The 15773-nt window shown below is 70.3% G+C and carries 17 protein-coding genes and 1 pseudogene; 7 read left to right on the top strand and 11 right to left on the bottom strand.

All coding sequences use genetic code 11. The annotated features are described in order from the left end of the window. Window positions 1-4 precede the first annotated feature (4 nt). Entirely contained in the window at window positions 5-1222 is a 1218-nt protein-coding gene (locus ACTOQ3_RS38590) for an ABC transporter substrate-binding protein (RefSeq protein WP_440088631.1), read from the bottom strand. 185 nt (window positions 1223-1407) lie between these two features. Between ACTOQ3_RS38590 and ACTOQ3_RS38585 the strand changes: the two genes are divergently transcribed. The 3 genes and pseudogenes from ACTOQ3_RS38585 to ACTOQ3_RS38575 all read left to right on the top strand — a co-directional run bounded on the left by ACTOQ3_RS38585 (window position 1408) and on the right by ACTOQ3_RS38575 (window position 3935). Then, complete coding sequence (locus ACTOQ3_RS38585) at window positions 1408-2760, top strand: ROK family protein (RefSeq protein WP_440088630.1); 1353 nt, start codon at window positions 1408-1410, stop codon at window positions 2758-2760. Window positions 2761-2930: 170 nt separating this feature from the next. Continuing rightward, a pseudogene (locus ACTOQ3_RS38580) lies at window positions 2931-3368 on the top strand (helix-turn-helix domain-containing protein); the annotation flags it as partial. Between the two features lie 312 nt (window positions 3369-3680). Further along, window positions 3681-3935, top strand: coding sequence for a hypothetical protein (locus ACTOQ3_RS38575; RefSeq protein ID WP_440088629.1), 255 nt, complete (start codon window positions 3681-3683; stop codon window positions 3933-3935). Between the two features lie 79 nt (window positions 3936-4014). On the opposite strand, the gene ACTOQ3_RS38570 is transcribed toward ACTOQ3_RS38575, so the two are convergent. From ACTOQ3_RS38570 to ACTOQ3_RS38555, 4 genes are all read right to left on the bottom strand, one after another. Continuing rightward, window positions 4015-4671 (bottom strand): hypothetical protein, encoded by a 657-nt coding sequence (locus ACTOQ3_RS38570; RefSeq protein WP_440088628.1) that lies wholly within the window; start codon window positions 4669-4671, stop codon window positions 4015-4017. 312 nt (window positions 4672-4983) lie between these two features. Beyond that, on the bottom strand, window positions 4984-5250 hold the full coding sequence (locus ACTOQ3_RS38565) for a hypothetical protein (RefSeq protein WP_362845834.1): 267 nt from the start codon (window positions 5248-5250) through the stop codon (window positions 4984-4986). A 61-nt stretch (window positions 5251-5311) separates the two neighbouring features. After that, on the bottom strand, window positions 5312-5701 hold the full coding sequence (locus ACTOQ3_RS38560; protein WP_440088626.1) for a hypothetical protein: 390 nt from the start codon (window positions 5699-5701) through the stop codon (window positions 5312-5314). Between the two features lie 4 nt (window positions 5702-5705). Further along, the gene (locus tag ACTOQ3_RS38555; RefSeq protein WP_440088625.1) at window positions 5706-6071 is read right to left on the bottom strand and encodes a hypothetical protein; all 366 of its coding nucleotides are present in this window, start codon (window positions 6069-6071) and stop codon (window positions 5706-5708) included. Window positions 6072-6184: 113 nt separating this feature from the next. Between ACTOQ3_RS38555 and ACTOQ3_RS38550 the strand changes: the two genes are divergently transcribed. Continuing rightward, a complete protein-coding gene (locus ACTOQ3_RS38550; RefSeq protein ID WP_440088623.1) occupies window positions 6185-6550 on the top strand; it encodes a hypothetical protein in 366 nt (121 codons plus the stop codon). Window positions 6551-6733: 183 nt separating this feature from the next. Here the strand turns inward: ACTOQ3_RS38550 and ACTOQ3_RS38545 are convergent, their stop codons facing one another. After that, the gene (locus tag ACTOQ3_RS38545; protein ID WP_440088622.1) at window positions 6734-6928 is read right to left on the bottom strand and encodes a CsbD family protein; all 195 of its coding nucleotides are present in this window, start codon (window positions 6926-6928) and stop codon (window positions 6734-6736) included. A 509-nt stretch (window positions 6929-7437) separates the two neighbouring features. On the opposite strand from ACTOQ3_RS38545, the gene ACTOQ3_RS38540 reads away from it, so the two are divergent. After that, the gene (locus ACTOQ3_RS38540) at window positions 7438-8016 is read left to right on the top strand and encodes a ClpP family protease (protein WP_440088621.1); all 579 of its coding nucleotides are present in this window, start codon (window positions 7438-7440) and stop codon (window positions 8014-8016) included. 311 nt (window positions 8017-8327) lie between these two features. Here ACTOQ3_RS38540 and ACTOQ3_RS38535 read toward each other — a convergent pair whose 3' ends face one another. Continuing rightward, a complete protein-coding gene (locus ACTOQ3_RS38535) occupies window positions 8328-9053 on the bottom strand; it encodes a DUF2470 domain-containing protein (protein WP_440088620.1) in 726 nt (241 codons plus the stop codon). 94 nt (window positions 9054-9147) lie between these two features. On the opposite strand from ACTOQ3_RS38535, the gene rpsD reads away from it, so the two are divergent. Then, a complete protein-coding gene (gene rpsD / locus ACTOQ3_RS38530) occupies window positions 9148-9762 on the top strand; it encodes a 30S ribosomal protein S4 (RefSeq protein ID WP_440071607.1) in 615 nt (204 codons plus the stop codon). On the opposite strand, the gene ACTOQ3_RS38525 is transcribed toward rpsD, so the two are convergent. The 4 genes from ACTOQ3_RS38525 to ACTOQ3_RS38510 form a co-directional block, all read right to left on the bottom strand. Further along, the gene (locus tag ACTOQ3_RS38525) at window positions 9750-10859 is read right to left on the bottom strand and encodes an ion transporter (RefSeq protein WP_440088619.1); all 1110 of its coding nucleotides are present in this window, start codon (window positions 10857-10859) and stop codon (window positions 9750-9752) included. The two genes, rpsD and ACTOQ3_RS38525, sit on opposite strands and share 13 nt — an antisense overlap. 222 nt (window positions 10860-11081) lie before the next feature. Then, entirely contained in the window at window positions 11082-11594 is a 513-nt protein-coding gene (locus ACTOQ3_RS38520) for a pyridoxamine 5'-phosphate oxidase family protein (RefSeq protein ID WP_440088618.1), read from the bottom strand. A 46-nt stretch (window positions 11595-11640) separates the two neighbouring features. After that, window positions 11641-12258, bottom strand: a complete 618-nt coding sequence (locus ACTOQ3_RS38515) for a glyoxalase (RefSeq protein ID WP_440088617.1) — start codon at window positions 12256-12258, stop codon at window positions 11641-11643. Between the two features lie 16 nt (window positions 12259-12274). Further along, window positions 12275-12607, bottom strand: a complete 333-nt coding sequence (locus ACTOQ3_RS38510; RefSeq protein WP_440088615.1) for a VOC family protein — start codon at window positions 12605-12607, stop codon at window positions 12275-12277. Window positions 12608-12780: 173 nt separating this feature from the next. On the opposite strand from ACTOQ3_RS38510, the gene ACTOQ3_RS38505 reads away from it, so the two are divergent. Beyond that, entirely contained in the window at window positions 12781-15561 is a 2781-nt protein-coding gene (locus ACTOQ3_RS38505; RefSeq protein ID WP_440088613.1) for an ATP-binding protein, read from the top strand. The last annotated feature ends 212 nt before the right edge of the window (window positions 15562-15773 follow it).

Here is a 15773-nt window from a genome sequence, read left to right as displayed (position 1 = left end):
CGCGTTAGCCGTTCCAGCCGAGCAGCGCGCGCGTCTTGTTCGCGGCCTCGGTCAGCGCCTCCTGGGAGGTGACCTTGCCGCTCAGCGCCGACTCGATGGCGGGTGCGATGATCTCGTCGTTGATCTGGATCCACTCCGGCAGCGCCGGCCTGGCCTGGGCGACCTTGAGCTGCTCCAGGAACGCCGCCTGGTCGGGCCCGAACGTGGCCGCGTCCCGCTCGGCCGCCTCGATGTTGGTCGGGAAGCCGCCCAGCGCCTGCGCCAGCGTGGTGTTGTTCTGGGCGTTCGTCAGGAAGGTCAGCCACTTCCACGCCAGCTCGGCGTTCTTGCCCTTGCTGAAGACCACCGCGTTCTCACCGCCGATGTTGCCGGCGGGCTCGGTCTTGTACGGCAGCGGGGCGGTGCTGAACTCCAGGTCGGGGAAGTCCGCCTTGATGGTGGCCACGTCCCACGGGCCGGAGATCATCATTCCGGCGAGGCCGTTCTCGAAGGGCTTGTCCGAGTCGGTGATCTGCCGGGGCGACGAGGGCAGCAGGTCCACCCAGAGCTGGAGCGCCTCGACCGCGGGCGGCTGGTCGAACAGGATCTTCTTGCTCTTCTCGTCGACGAGGGAGCCTCCGGCGCCCCCGACGAAGCCCGGCCACATCCAGCCGCCGTAGCCGTCGCCCTTCGGCACGACCATGCCCGCGGTCTTCGGGTCGGCCTGGTGGATCTTCGCGGCCGTCGCCTTGAGCTCGTCCCAGGTCTTGGGAGGCGTCGGCACCAGCTTCTTGTTGTAGAAGAGCGCCACCGCGGTGTGGTCGAGCGGCAGCCCGTAGAGCTTGTCGTTCACCTTGTTGGTGTTGAGGGCGCCCTCGTAGAAGATCTTCTCGTCGACCGTGCCGGCGGGCATCTCCTTGATGGTGCCGTCCAGCGCGTACCTGGCGACCAGCGGCTGGTCCAGGATGCCGACGTCGGGGACGGTCCCGGCGGCGACGGCGCTGCCCAGCTTGGTGTTGTAGTCGTCCTTGGGGATCTTGACGATCTTGACGGTGACGTTGTTGGCCTTCTCGAAGTCGGCACGCAGCTTCTCGATGACCTCCCCCGCCTGCGGGGTGCGGTCCTGGAACATCCAGTAGGTCAGTGTCGTGGCCTCCGAGGCCGTCCCGTTGTCGCCGCCGCAGGCGACGAGTCCGGCGAGCAGTGCCATACCGGCCGCAGCCCCTGTGACTCTCCTGATCATTTCTTCCTCCTGATGGGGGGTGCAACGGACGATAATGTAAGATGTGAAAAAAGTTCAGTCCCCTTAAGAAACGCTTTGGTAACACGGAGGAGAGGCGGGCGTAGGTCACCCGTGGGGCAGGGGCCGTCCGGAGGCTCGAGGGCGGGGCGAAGATCTTCGAGTTCTCAATTACCATGTGCCGTGACATGGGGAGGTGGGCCATCGTGAGGCCCGAGCGCAGGACGGTCCGCGACGTGCGCAAGGGCAACCGGGCCATGCTGCTGCGGACCCTCTACTTCAGCGGCCCCGTGACCCGCAACGAGCTGACCAGGCTCACCGGCCTCAGCGCCGCCACGGTCAGCAGCATGACGGGCGACCTCCTCGCCGAGAACATCGTCGTCGAGGCCGGCCAGGCCGAGTCCGACGGCGGCCGCCCCCGCGCCATCCTCCGCGTCAACCCCGTGTACGGCCACGTGGTCGGCGTCGACGTCGCCGAGACCCACGTGCGCGTCGAGCTGTTCGACCTCGAGATGAACGAGCGGGCGAGGGTCGAGTACGCCCTGCGTCCCGGCGGCCACCAGATCGAGCTCGTGGTGCGCCACATCCTCGCCGGGGTCGAGGTCGTCCTCGACGAGGCGGGCGTCCCGGCCGATCAGGCCCTCGGCGTGGGGGTGGGCGTTCCCGGCATCGTCGAGGACGGTCCCGACGCGCTCATCCACACCAGGACCTTCGGCTGGGACGGCGTACCCATGGGAGCGCTCCTACGGGCCGGCACCACGCTCCCGCTGTTCGTCGAGAACGGTGCCAAGGCGCTGGGACGCGCCGAGCTGTGGCCCGCCCTCCGCCGCGGCGGCGACCCGGGCCGCGACGGCGCGGGGCGCGGCACCGGCGGCACCGGCGGCACCGCGCCCGGTTCCGGTGGCCGGGGTGGTTCGGGTGGTTCGGGCGGCTTGGCGGGCCCGGGTGGTCCGGGGCGCGAGAGCGACGGCGCGGGACGCGGGTCCGGTGACGCGGTGATCGTGCTGATCGGCTCCGGCGTCGGGGCCGCCATCGTCTCCGACAGCGTGACCTTCCGCGGAGTGAGCAGCAGCGCGGGGGAGTGGGGCCACACCAAGATAGTGGTGAACGGCCGGATCTGCCGGTGCGGCGGGCGCGGCTGCCTGGAGGCCTACATCGGGGCCGAGGGCATCCTCGACCGCGCCGGGGTGCCCACCCGGACGACCGACTGGCAGGCCGAGCTGGCCGCCCTGGTGGAGTCCAGATCGCCGGTGATCACCCAGACCGTCACCTACCTGGGCGTCGGCCTGTCCAACCTGATCAACCTCATCAACCCCGAGCGGATCGTCATCGGCGGCTGGCTCGGGCTCCTGCTCGGCCGGCACCTGCTCGACGACATCCGCGCCGCCTCGGCGGAGAACTCCCTGCCCCGGCCGTACGCGGCGACCTCCATCGTCCTGGGCCGCCTCGGCCCCGACGCCGTGGCCCACGGAGCCGCCACCCTCGTCCTGGACGAGTTCCTGAACGCCCACCCCTCCGCGCGGATCCCCGCGTCCCGCTGACCCGGTTCCGGCTGATCCGGGGGGAGTCATCCGGCCGGAAGGGGCCCCGCCGCCCTGGACGGCTTCGCGGGCCGGGCTCGCGAAGCCGTCGTGCCCTGACCGGGAAAGACGGGGGTGACACAAGGTGGGTGCCTGTTAGATCCTATTTGCCCAGGTGAGAGCCTTAAAGTATGAGATATTCAGACAGGGGCGGTGGGCTGTCCGCCCAGGAGCGGGCCAGGCGCGAGAGGCTGCGGTTCCAGGCCGCGGACATGTTCGCGGGGGAGATCGCGCCGGCGCGGGTGGCCCGGCTGCTGGGAATCACCCGGAAGTCCGCCTACGAGTGGTACGCGCTCTGGCGGCGGGGCGGCAGGGCGGCACTGGCCTCCAAGGGCACCGGTAGCGGCCGCAAGCTCACCGACGAGCAACTGGCGCGGTTGGAGGAGGCCCTGGACGAGGGCGCCGCCGCCCACGGCTGGGCCGACAGCCGCTGGACCACCGAGCGTGTCGCCGCGCTGATCGCGGAGAGGTTCCAGGTCTCCTACACCGCGCGCGGGGTGGCCTACCTGCTGGACCGGCTGGGGTGGACCGGCCGTTTCCAGCTGCCGGTACGCCGGACGGGGCGGCGGACGGGATGACCGGAGGGGCGGCGGACGGGGTGGTCGGAGGGGCGGCGGACGGGGTGGTCGGAGGGATGGCGGACGGGGTGCGGATTCCCGGTGCGGGCGGGTTCGTGATCTCCACTCCGGTGTAACCTCCGCCTTTCCTTTCCGGCGACAATCCCGGACCAAGGCTTTGTCCTCTCTGGGGAGAAAGTCCTTATGCCTGTGAACTAGCGTCTTACGTGTCGTCGATTCAGCATATTTCCTGGAAATCTGTTCGGCGCCCTGTAAGTCCTGGCGGCACGCCGGGTTAAACCATCAGACACGGAGTGATTCTTCATGTTCAAGCATGCTCTCGCCGCCGGAACCTTGGTGGCATCCACCCTGATCGTCGGCATGACGGTGTCGGCTCAGCCCGCCGGCGCAAGCGCGATGACCCAGCAGGTCTCGGCGGTCGCCGGAAGCAGCAGCCACGACCCCTTCAATCCTTTCGGCTTCTACCCTCGCTATTCGCCCTTTGGTTTCTACAATCACCACGTTCCTTTTGGCTTCCAGTCCTATCACCGTCCCTTTTTCTTTCACACCCACTGGTAAGACAGGAAACGGTAGAACACGGTAATGGCCGAGGCGCGGCGGCGCCGGGTGTGGTGACCACGCCCGGCGCCGTTCGCCGTCACGGTGCCGGTGGCACCGATGGTGTCGCCGCCGCCCGTCGCGGCCCGGCCGCACGATCCGGCCGGGCCGATCGTCGCCGTCCGTACGCCGTCCGGCCGAACGGCTTGAAGACCGAGAGCACCACGTTGAGCACGTAGAGGGTCAGCGCGACGCTCGGCGCGATGACCAGGACGCGGTCCACGCCGCCGAGATCCAGGGAGAGCAGCTCCCCGGGGAGGGCCTTCGACACCGTGGCGGCGGCAGTCTCGATGTGGGAACGCAACGCGAGCACGGACGCGGTGGCCGCGACCAGCGTGGTCACCAGCTTGAGCAGCACCCAGCGGTACCTGACGAATCCCCACGGCGTGCCCAGGCAGAGCAGCACGCCGGTCAGCAACGCGCCGAGGCTCACCGGGACGATCAGCACGTCACCGAAGACGTCCATGGCCAGGTAGGAGGCCCGCAGCACCTCCGGATCCCCGGTCGTCAGCGCGGCGACCCCGAGGCTGAGCAGGCCCAGGTCGAGCCCGAGCCAGCCGACCGAGATCACCACGTGCAGGGTCAGGACGGTCTTGCGGACCGGAGGCGGCATGACCGGCACGGGGCGGCGGGCGGTACGCCGCGCGGTGCGGTCGTCGAAGGCGGTGCGGTCGTCGGAGGGGGCGGTCGGGGGCATGGGCGCCTTCCGGGCACGTGCCGCGCCGCGTACCGGACCCCGCCTCGCGGGCCGTCAGGGGGCCTCAGGGCGTGGGGAGGACCGGCGAAACGGCCCGGCGGGAGCGGGACGGGATCGTCATGGTGTCCACTCCACTCTGGCCGGGAACGTCCACCGGGCCGTCCTCCACCGGTTGGCCTCTCACGTACGCCCTCCGTCGTACGGGGACGTCATCCGTGAGGGCGGCCCGTCTTCGTACCGCCCCGCGCGGGGCGGAAGGTGTCCGGGCCGGGGACGCGCGGCGGGCGCGTCCCGGGAGCCGCTCGCGGCGGCTCAGCCCGCTTCCGTCGTCGTGCCCGGAGCGGTACGTGACTGCCGGCGCATCGCCAGGACGATGTCCGCGATCGCGATCACGGCCAGCACGGCCATCGCGACGGTGAGCCAGGTGATCCCGGCCACGACGCCGAGCACTCCGAGGCCGATCACCGCTATCAGGGCGAACGAGCCCAGGCGAATGTGAACGACGTCACGCGGGGTGGCCGCGACCATGGGCTTCCCGCTCGCCGAAGTCTCCTCCGGCATCTGTCCTTCGGCCGTCATGTCTTCCCTCCTTGGTTGAGACGCACCCTTTACCCGGATGCTCCGCTGTCATGTGTCCAGCTCACGTCCGTCGTGGCTGCTCGAGGGCCTCCACCAGTTCTTCGGGGTCGGAGACCGTCAGGGTTGCGCCCGGATGGGCCAGGAAACCGCCGGGCACCAGAGCGGGCACCGGAGTGTGGAACCGGACGCACACGCCCCGCCTGGTGTTGGTGCCGAACGTCACCCCGCGGTCGGCCAGCGACAGGTGTGGCCCGATGGCCTTCCACGGCGCGTACGGGCCCGTCACGGTGGTGCCCGCGACGTTGGACAGGGGCGTGCGCAGCGACCAGAAGCCGAAGCGGACCGAGAACTCGCCCTCGCGGACCTCGGCGAAGGCCCTGCCGGGTCCCACCCCGAACAGCAGCAGCGGTATCCGCCACGCCGGGTCGAAGTCGAACGCGAAGCGCGTCATCCCGTCAGGACTCCCACGGGGCGGTCTCGCCCATCTTGGCGTAGTACTTGGCCAGGTGGGCCTTGATCCGGCCGAGGTCCTCCTCGGGCACCTTGACCCCGCCCCTGGCCCCCTGCAGGATCCCTCCCGCGGCCCGCACGGCATGGGGCACCACCTTGAGCCTGCCGTCGATCACGTCGGCGATGGGGAGCTTGTAGCTTCCGAAGTTCTCCGGTTCGTCGCCGTCGTACCAGAGGTGGGCCTCCCGGTAGCGGTCGTTGGGCTCCTCCGTGGCGCCCGACCACGAGCGGACGCGTTTCTCGGCCGCCTCACCGTCCCAGGTCCTGTCGCGATCGGCCAGTGGCAGATCCTGAAATCGGGTGACCGTCATGAGCTCGCTCCCTTCGTCGAGGGTTTTCCTACCCGGGTGACCGGACCCATGCCTGCCGGCGACATATTTGGACTTTCCCAGGGGAGGGGATCGGCATGACCGAGACTCCTGAGGTGAGCGAAGACACGGCCGAGCGTGACACCCCCGAGCAGGACCCGCCGCCCGCGGGCCCGCGAGGGGCCGACGGCGAGACCCGGGTCGTGGCGGAGCGGTCGGGGTCGGACACGACCTTCCCCGAGCGGCCGCTGCTGGCGGACCCCGACGACGCGCGCCGTACCCCGGAAGAGGAAAGCCCCGAGGGTGCGAGCCAGGCGGCGGCCGACGACAAGGCCGACGACGGGGTCGGCGACGGGGCCGAAGCCGAGGTCGGTGCCGAGGACGGCGATGGCGGTGATGGCGGGGCCGAGGAGAGCGAGGGGGACAGGAAGGGCACTTCCGGCAACGGGACGCCGGAACCGGAGGTCGGCCCGGCCTCCTGACCCCGGCCTTCCGGGAGTCACCCTTCCGAGTCACCCTTCCGGGAGGTACCCGGCCTCCTGGGAGTGCTCTCTCCGAAGCCTTCCGGTTCGAAGCCTCCCGGCCCGGCGGCCTCCGGGGAGTCACTCCCCGAACGCGGCGGCGGGGGTCCCGGAGAACCGGGACCCCCGCCACACGGTCGAGGTTCAGCTCTTGAAAGCGTCCTTGACCTTCTCCGCGCCGTCCTTCAGCTTCTCCCCGGCCTGCTTGAGGCGGCTGTCGGCCTGGTCGGTCCTGCCTTCGGCCTCGAGTCGCTCGTCGCCGGTGGCGCGTCCCGCGCCCTCCTTGACCTTGCCCCCGAGCTCTTCGGCCTTGTTGGCAATCTTGTCGTCGGCACCCATGGTGCAATTCCTCCCGTTGTGGAATCTTGTCCATGCGGTGGTTCCCCTCTCCTGCAGAAGAGGGGGTAAACATGCCCGCCCCGGAGGCCGGGCCGATCCGGCACCGGCCGGCCGATGGGGACGCCCGGAGGACGGGTGCGCGGGTCATGCCCGCTCCCCGGGGCCGCCGGTCGGCCGGTACCGGCCGGGTCGCCTCCGCCGCCGGAAGCCGCCCGTACGGCGGGATCACATCCCTCGCCGGAGGCGGGGCACGCCCCGGCCGCGAAACGCCCGTGCCGTGCCGTGGCCGCGAAACGGCCACACCGGCTTCGGAACGGCGCCGTGTCCGGTTCCGGAGCGGCCGGGTGCGGTTACGGAGCGGCCGGGTCCGGCGGGAAAACGGAATGACGGACGCTGCGCTTTCAGCGGAAAGCGCTGACAGCGAACGAGCGGAAAACGCGGTCCCCGGCGGGACTATGGTCGCGAGTATTCGTTATTCGAAAACCCCGGGTTCGGAGTAGGTGGAAGACATGAGCGGTCCCCAGATCGTCCCCGAAGACCAGCTGTACCAGCGGCTGCTGCGCAAGCGGATCGTCGTGCTCGGCGGCGAGGTGAACGACGAGGTCGCCAACCGGATCTGCGGGGAGCTGCTCCTGCTCTCCGCCGACGACGACCGGCGCGACATCTGGCTCTACATCAACTCGCCCGGTGGCTCGGTGTCGGCCGGAATGGCCATCTACGACGTGATGCAGTACATCTCCAACGACGTCGCCACCGTGGCCATGGGCATCGCGGGGTCCATGGGGCAGTTCCTGCTCTGCTCCGGCGCCCCGGGCAAGCGCTACATCCTGCCGCACGCCAGGGTGATCATGCATCAGCCCTCGGGGGGCCTCGGGGGCACGGCCGCCGACATCGCCATCCAGGCCGAGCAGATGCTCTACACCAAGCAGACGATGCGCGAGCGGATCGCCTTCCACACCGGCCAGCCGCTGGAGCGGATCGAGGAAGACTGGGACCGCGACCGCTGGTTCACCGCCACCGAGGCCAGAGACTACGGTTTCGTCGACCAGGTCATCCGGAACACCAGCGAGGTGGTGTCCGAGGGCTGACATTCCGTTCCCGAGGCGACTTTCTCCCGGGACGATCGCACCCTGGGAATAATTCCGCTTCCGGGGTGGTTTCGCGCGGAATGGCCTGGCGCCATTTCCCGTTGAGGCAGGAAACGGCGCCACGGCGATAAAACATAAGACATCGCCCCGCCGGCCATTGAACGGCTGCCGCCCGATCGCTTGAACGGCAGTCTTCCGGCCGCCCTCCGATCGCCCTCCGGTCACCCACCTCCTGACCGCTTCCCGGCCACCTCTGGCCGCCCCCCGCCCGTAGTGGCTCCGGCAATGTGGCGCCGTCGGTGGTGGCGCCGTCAGTGGTGGCAGAGCAGGCAGCGCACGGCGTGTTCGAGAGACTCCGCGTCGGTGACGGGTGAGGGCCAGGGGAGCCGGATCAGCGTCGGGTCGTCCACGCCACAGCGCACGGTCGCCCCGAAGCGGTCGAGCTCCCAGAGCCAGGCCTCCGGCACCGGCGCGGCGAGCAGGGAGCCCAGCGCGGTCTCCAGCTGCCTGCGGTGGACGTCGTTGACGTGGCGGAGCATGCGCTCGGCCTCGCCCATCAGCGGATCGGGGGCGGCGCCGAGATACTCCTCGGCGTCCAGCACACCCGACTCGGGCCCGGCGAGATAGATCACCCTGCCGATGTCGACGCGGAGCAGCCGGGGGCCGTCCGTCCCCTCCAGCACCTCGAACAGGGCCTCGTCGGGGCAGCGCTCGGCGATCGCCACCGCCGTCTCCCTCACCTCGGCCTCGGGCACGGCCTGCACCCAGCCCTGCACCTTGAGCAGGCCGCGCGACAGCTCGTGCTCTCCCAGCGAGCGGTTCGACGTCAGATCCACGGTCACCACGGGCTCGTCCCGCGTGTCATGGAGCGGGTCGCCCGGCAGGACGAGAAGCACGGGCCGGCCGGCGCCGTCCACGCCGCCCTTGGCGGGCCTTGCGGGGCCGATGGCTCCGGAGACGGACACGTGGGTGGGAGCGGCCGTGGCGGCGAGGGTGCGGACCCGCTCGGGGATCGGCGGAGCGGTGACGGGCTGCATGGACCGGCTCTCCTTGAAGGTCGGGAGATACAGCTGTTGCTGTGTAAGATTAGCCTTGCCTAACTAAGGTAGACCTAACCACAAAGGAGTGAGCATGCGCTACACCGGACCGAAGGTGCGGCTGTCCCGGAGGGCCGGCGTGCCGCTGACCCGCAAGGCCGTTCGCTACTTCGAGGAGCGCCCCTACCCGCCGGGTGAGCACGGTCGCAAGACCAACCGGCGGCAGACCGGTGACTATGGGCTGCGGTTGATGGAGAAGCAGAAGCTCCGCTGGTACTACGACGTCTCCGAGCGGCAGATGCGCCGCTACTGGGACCTGGCGTTGCGCGGCACCGGACGTGCGGGCGCGGAGCTGGTGGTGCTGCTGGAGACGCGCCTCGCCTCCCTGGTCCTGCGCTCCGGCCTCGCCCCGTCCATTTACGCGGCCCGCCAGTACGTCGCCCACGGCCACATCACCGTGGACGGCCGCAAGGTCGACATCCCCAGCTACCTGGTCAAGCCGGGTCAGGTCATCGCGGTGCGCGAGAAGTCACGCCGGATGCAGCCCTTCGTCGCCGCGTCCGAGGGCGTGTACGCGGACGACCGGATCGCCGCCTATCTCGACGTCGATCACGCCGAGCTCACGTTCACCCTGTTCAGCCGCCCGCTGCGCGAGCAGATCGTGGTCCCGGTGGACGAGCAGCTCGTGGTGGAGTTCTACTCGCGCTGACCTGACGCCGATCCGCGGCGCCGGCCCGCTGCCCCCCGGGTGGCGGGCTTTCTCGCGCCACCGTTCCTTCGCGCGCCCTTGGGGTCCGAACCGCCGCCTCCCTCCGGGCGCGCGTCGCCGTTCGCCGCGGTTCTCGACGGGGTGTTCCGGGCGTCGCCGCTCGCCGTGTCCCCGGAGTCCAGGCCGCCGTTTCCCTCCGGGCGCGCGTCGCCGTTCGCCGCCGTGTTCCCGAGGGGCGGCCCGGGGTCCGGGGCGCCGTTTCCCGCCGCGCGCGGGCGGCCCTTCGCGGCCGGGCCCGGACCGCCGTTCGGCGTCACCGGGACCCGGTCCCGCAGCTCCCGCACCTCGGCCCGGAGCGCGGCCAGCTCGGTGAGCACCGCCCTGCCCAGGTCCTCGGTCGCCTGCATGGACTCCTCGGCGTGCTCCTCCTCCATCGCGCTGACCACCACCGCGATGAACAGGTTCAGCACCACGAAGGTGCACACCAGCATGAACGCCACGAAGAACACCCACGCCGAGGGGTGCTGGGCCATCACCTCGCGGGTGATGTCGGACCAGGCGTCCCCGGTCATCATCTGGAACAGGGTGAACAGCGAGGTGGGCAGGTCGCCGAAGTACTCCGGGGCGGTGACGTGGTAGAGCTTCGTGCCCATCACCGCCGTGACGTAGAGCACCAGTGCCAGCAGCAGCACGATCGAGCTCATCCCCGGCAGCGCGGTGAGCAGCGCGGTCACCACCCGGCGCAGGCTCGGCACCACGGAGATCAGCCGCAGCGCCCGCAGGATCCGCAGCGCCCGCAGCACCGAGAGCCCGCCCGCCGTGGGCAGCAGCGAGACCGTCACGATCGCGGCGTCGAAGAGGTTCCACGGGTTGCGGAAGAACCGCCAGCCGTAGGCGTAGAGCTTGGCGGCCAGTTCGGCGACGAAGACGTAGAGCGCCAGGTGGTCGACGAGGGTGAGCAGCGTGCCGTACCGCTCGACGGCCGACACGGAGGTCTCCAGCCCGAGGGTGGCCGCGTTGATCACGATGACGGCGATGATGAACTGCTGGAAACGGTGCGTTTCGAGCAGGCGGCGGAGACGCTCGCGCGGTGGCACGGGGGGCTCCCGGGGGTCGGAGAGGCCAGGGACAAGCCAAGATCATAACGGACTGGTGAAGTTCCGGATCCGCCGTTGATGTCATGAAACATTACGGTCATTCGATCTTTGCCGTCCGGAAACATGACATGTTCCGAAAATGTGCACCGCGCACGCTGTTTCCCTGGCACGGCGGCCCGGCCCGCGCGGCCCGCGTCCCCGGTGTTTGTCGGAACCGAGGCTCTACGTGACCGCGGCTCTTCGGGTATCGGGGGCCTCCCGTCCTGGCGTCGCGTCACCGGTGAGCCACCTGCCGTCGGTCATGAGGTCGCGGCCGATGAGCTCATTCACCTCGCGCCAGGCTTGTACCTGGCGCGGGGCCAGGCGGAAGTAGGGGTAGCCGCCGCGTTGTTCGCGGGGGTCGAAGCCGGTCTTGGCAGTGAAGGCGTCGCCGACCTCGTCCGGGATCTCGGCGGTGGGGATCGTCTCGCGGAGTTCGGCGTTGATGAGGACGACGTCGCGCGTGTGGCCGAGCGCGATCCTGATCGTGCCCGTCGCTTCCAGGAACCGGGCTGTGGGGTTGGTTCCGGCTGTGGAGATGAGCAGGGTGTGGCCGTCCCAGAGGAACGACAACGGCACGAGGCAGGACGAGCCGGCCGGGTCGGCGGTGGCGAACCAGGCGTCGATGTCGTGTTCGAGCCGGTCCAGGGTGTCGCGGATCCGCTGGTCGAGGGGGCGGGCCGGAGGGCCGGCCATGCTCATGCTCATCATCTCCACAGCCAAGGGAGGGGGTGCGGTGGGTTCACCGGACGAGGCGGGAGGCGGCCTCCCAGGTGAACCCGTCCGGGTCGGTGAAGGTGCCGGCGTCGGTGTCGATGATGAGCCGGTGTGAGCCGGTTCCCTCGATGGGGACGCCGGCGTCCTTGGCGGCGGCGCGGCGGCTGTAGAGGGCCAGCCTGACGGGCGCGGTGGCGAACTCGACGTACTTGCGACCGAAGCTCCTGGTCACCGACAGGCCGCGCTCGACGTAGAAGCGCTTGGTCACGGCGACGTCGTCGACGCCCAGCAGGAGCACGATGTCGTCGATGTTCCGGGTGGCCGGTCCGGTGTCCTTCTTCGACGACGATGCGATCTTCCAGAGCGTGCCGTACGGATCACGCAGGACACCGCCATACCCCCAGAAGCTCTTCGCGGGTGGTTTCAGGGCGGTCGCACCGCCCTGCAGAGCGGTGCCGAAGAGGCTGTCCACCGTGCTCGGCTGGGACACCACCAGCGACATGAGGTACCCGCGGAAGCCGGTCGTGGGCGCCTGCGAGGCGCGGGCGAGTACGTGGGCTCCCACGCCGAAAGCGGTGGCGTAGAAGTCATCGGCGGACGCGGGGTCGGGGACTTCGAACGTGACGGAGTGAATGGAGGTCATCGCGGTTTCCTTCTCGTCAGTCCTGGATGAGGCCGAGGACGTTGCCATCTGGGTCGGTGAAGGTGGCCACCAGGCGGCCGCCGCCGACGTCGTGCGCCGCCTCCCGCACCGTGGCCCCTGCGGCGGTCACCTCGGCGAGCTTCGCCTCGATGTCCGGCACGTGCCAGTAGGCCACCGGGGCGGTCATGCCCTGCGGTCCACCGTTCGGCACCAGTCCGATGTGCTGACCGTCGGCCTCGAAGCCGACGTAGTAAGGAGTGTCGTTCTCCGGCTGGAGGCCGAGCAGGGCTGCGTAGACCTTTTTGGCCCTGGCCAGGTCGGACACGGGGTGCAGCACGGTCTTGATCATGGGTTCTCCCGTAGCGCGATCTGTTGTGCTCCTAGCTTTCATCCCGGCCCGGTCGGTGAGCATCCGTGGCGACCACGGAACCGACCACGGAACCGACCACGGAACCGACCACGGAACCGGCCACGGATCGCTGGCCCGGATAGAGCACGGAGCGGATGCGACAGAATGCGACCATGGCGGCAGAAGGTGATATCTCTCCGAGGGAGGCCGAGGTGCTGGAGCTCCTCGGATCTCGCTTCAGCAACGCTGAGATCGCAGCGCGGCTGTTCATCTCGGTACGCACCGTCGAAAGCCACGTTTCCTCACTTCTGCGCAAGCTGGACGTGCCGGATCGGCGAGCTCTCGCCCAGCGCGCAACCGTCGATCGGCCTCATCGGGAACCGGTCCCCCTGCCGGCCCCGCTGACCTCGTTCATCGGCCGGGCCAGGGAGCGGGCAGAGCTGTCCGAGATGATCATGGCGCACCGCCAGGTGACCGCGACCGGTCCTGGCGGCGTGGGCAAGACCCGGCTCGCGTTGGCGGTGGCAGCGGAGGTGGCCGGCCGGTACGCCGACGGGGTGTGGTTCGTCGACCTGATCCCGGTCACCGATCCCGGCATGATCGCGACCGCTGTCGCGGGTGCGCTGGGACTCGGCGAGCAGCCCGGCCGCGACTTGACCGAGTCGGTGGTCACCGCGCTGGCCGAGCGTCAGGCGTTGCTGGTGTTCGACAACTGCGAGCACGTTGTGGACGGGGTGGCGCCGTTTCTCGAGCGGCTGCTCGCGGCCTGCCCTCGAGTGACCGTGCTGGCGACCGGTCAGGCCCGGCTGATGGTGCCGTTCGAGCGGGTGTATCAGGTCCCGCCGTTGTCGCTGGCCGGTGAGTCGGACGCGGTCGCGTTGTTCATGGAGCGGGCGCAGGCAGCCGGCCGGCCTCTGGATACGCCACAGCACGACCAGATCGCCGCGATCTGTGCGCGGCTGGACGGCATGGCGCTGGCGATCGAGCTGGCCGCGGCCCGCTACCCGACGCTCGGGCTGGACGGCATCACCGCCGCCGTGTCCCACCCGCTTCGGATGCTCACCGGCGGCTCCCGTGCCGATCAGCGGCACCGCTCGGTTCGGGCCGTGCTGGACTGGAGTCACGCCCTGCTGGAGCCGGTCGACCAGGAGCTCCTGCACCGAGTGTCGGTCTTCGTGGCGCCGTTCACCGCATCGGCGGCGGCCGAGGTCACCGGATCCGCGATAGGCGTGGTCACCGACGGACTGGCCCGGCTCGCCGAGCAGAGCCTGCTGGGGGTGACGGCGTCCCCGCAGGGCACCTGCTACCGGGCATTGGAGACCATCCGCCAGTACGGGACGGAACGGCTCAGCCAGACCGGTGAGCTGGCCGGTGCCCGGGCCCGGCACTTGCGCTGGTGCCTCACCCAGGCCGTCGACCTGGCGGCGGCCGGGCAGGACTGGCGGGCCCGGTTCGACGCGGCCGCCGATGACCTCCGCGCGGCGCTGAGGTGGGCGGCGAGCGAACCGGAGCAGCGCGCGGACGCCTACCGCCTGGCCCGGCACCTGGCTGAGCTGACGTTCACCCGCCATCTGATCGGGGAATCGCAGCAGCGATACGAGCAGGCCTCCGCGCTCGCCGACGACCCCGCCGCCACCGCGTCCATGCTCCGGCAGGCCGCGGAGGTGGCCGGCTGTCGTACGCGCGGCGATGACATGTACCGCCTCTACCGCGCCGCCGCGGATGCCGCCCGCCGTACCGGGGACACCGCCGGCGCCGCCGTGGACCTGGCCACCGCCGCCACCGCCGCGTACCGGTTCTCGAGCACGTTCGTGCAGATCCCGTCCGAGGAGGAGGCGGTCGCCCTGGTCTGCGAAGCGCGGGAGCTGGCCGGTGGCGACCCGGCCGCCGAGGCGGCCGTGGCGCTGGCGGAGGCCGGGGTACTCAGCGACGCGTTCGGCGCGGTTCAGGGCCCGGCCGACAACGCCGTGCCGGAGACGCTGGCGCGCGCCGAACGTGCGGTCGAGCTGGCTCGCCGTATCGGTAACCCGCTCGCAGAGTCCGCGGCGCTCGACGCGCTCACCGCGGCACACGCCTGGGCCGGTGACACGTTCGCCTGCGCGGCCACAGCCGGGCGCAGGATCACGCTGCTCTCCTCCATGCCGGACGAGCCGGAGACGCCGGGCGGTGTCCACGAACTGATCGACGGGCTCGGCATGGCCGTTCAGACCAGCCTCGGCGTGGGAAACCCGGCGGACGCCCTCCGGAGGGGGCGGCAACTGGCCGACCATCCGGCACTGGCCGAGGTGGGCCATCGGGCCACAAGCTGGCTGCTGGTCGCCGGCGCGCTGGCGGGCAACGTCCACGAACTGCTCTCTGGCAGCACGCGCTTCCTCGATGCGTGGCGGCGTGCCGGCAGCCCGGCCAAGGCGGCCCTCGGCCCGGCGGCCGCCGCGGTGGCGATGATCCACAACTTCCGAGGCGCCCATGACGACGAGCGCGAATGGCAGGTGGTTCTGGATCGGCTCGGCGACTCATCCGAGCGCACGTACGGCTACGGGGCGCTTTTCGACGCGATGCGGATGCTCCATCACGGGCACGCCGGAGAGGCCATGGAGCGGATGGCGCCCGAACCCGGCGAGGTGTGGAAGTGGGTGACCTGGATCTGGCTTCACTGGTACGTGGCGATACGCGCCGAGGCTACCGTTCTCGCCGGGAGTCCCGACGCGCGCGACCGCCTGGCCGACGCCCGTACTGTCACTGCCGGCAACCCGGTCGCCGGCGCCATCGTGGAGCGGGCGGAATCCTTCCTCGACCAGGACCACAAGCGCCTGCTCGCCACCGCGGACGTGTTCGAGGCCGCCGGTTGCCGCTACCAGGTGGCGCGGACGATGATGCTGGCCGGTGGCGAGCATGCCGCCCGTGGCGCCGCCGTCCTGACTGATCTCGGGCTCGCCCCCATGACCGTTACCTGAGTACGTACGTTGAAGACCGTTCTGATCGTCTCAAGCTCGTCGATCGTCACGGCTTGGGAGGAACCGTCCCGTCACCAAGCACCTGCAGCGTGGATGCGCCGTCCTTCAGGGCGGGGAGGAAACGCGGAACGGTCGCGGATGAGGGTCTCCGGGTTTTGTCGGTGGGCTTCGGTAGGTTGATTGACGTGTCCCGCTTTCGGCTTCAGCCCACG

Origin of the sequence: Streptosporangium sp. LJ11 (assembly GCF_051918945.1) — a bacterium.
Lineage (GTDB): Bacteria > Actinomycetota > Actinomycetes > Streptosporangiales > Streptosporangiaceae > Streptosporangium.
This window is presented reverse-complemented; position numbering and strand designations above follow the sequence as displayed.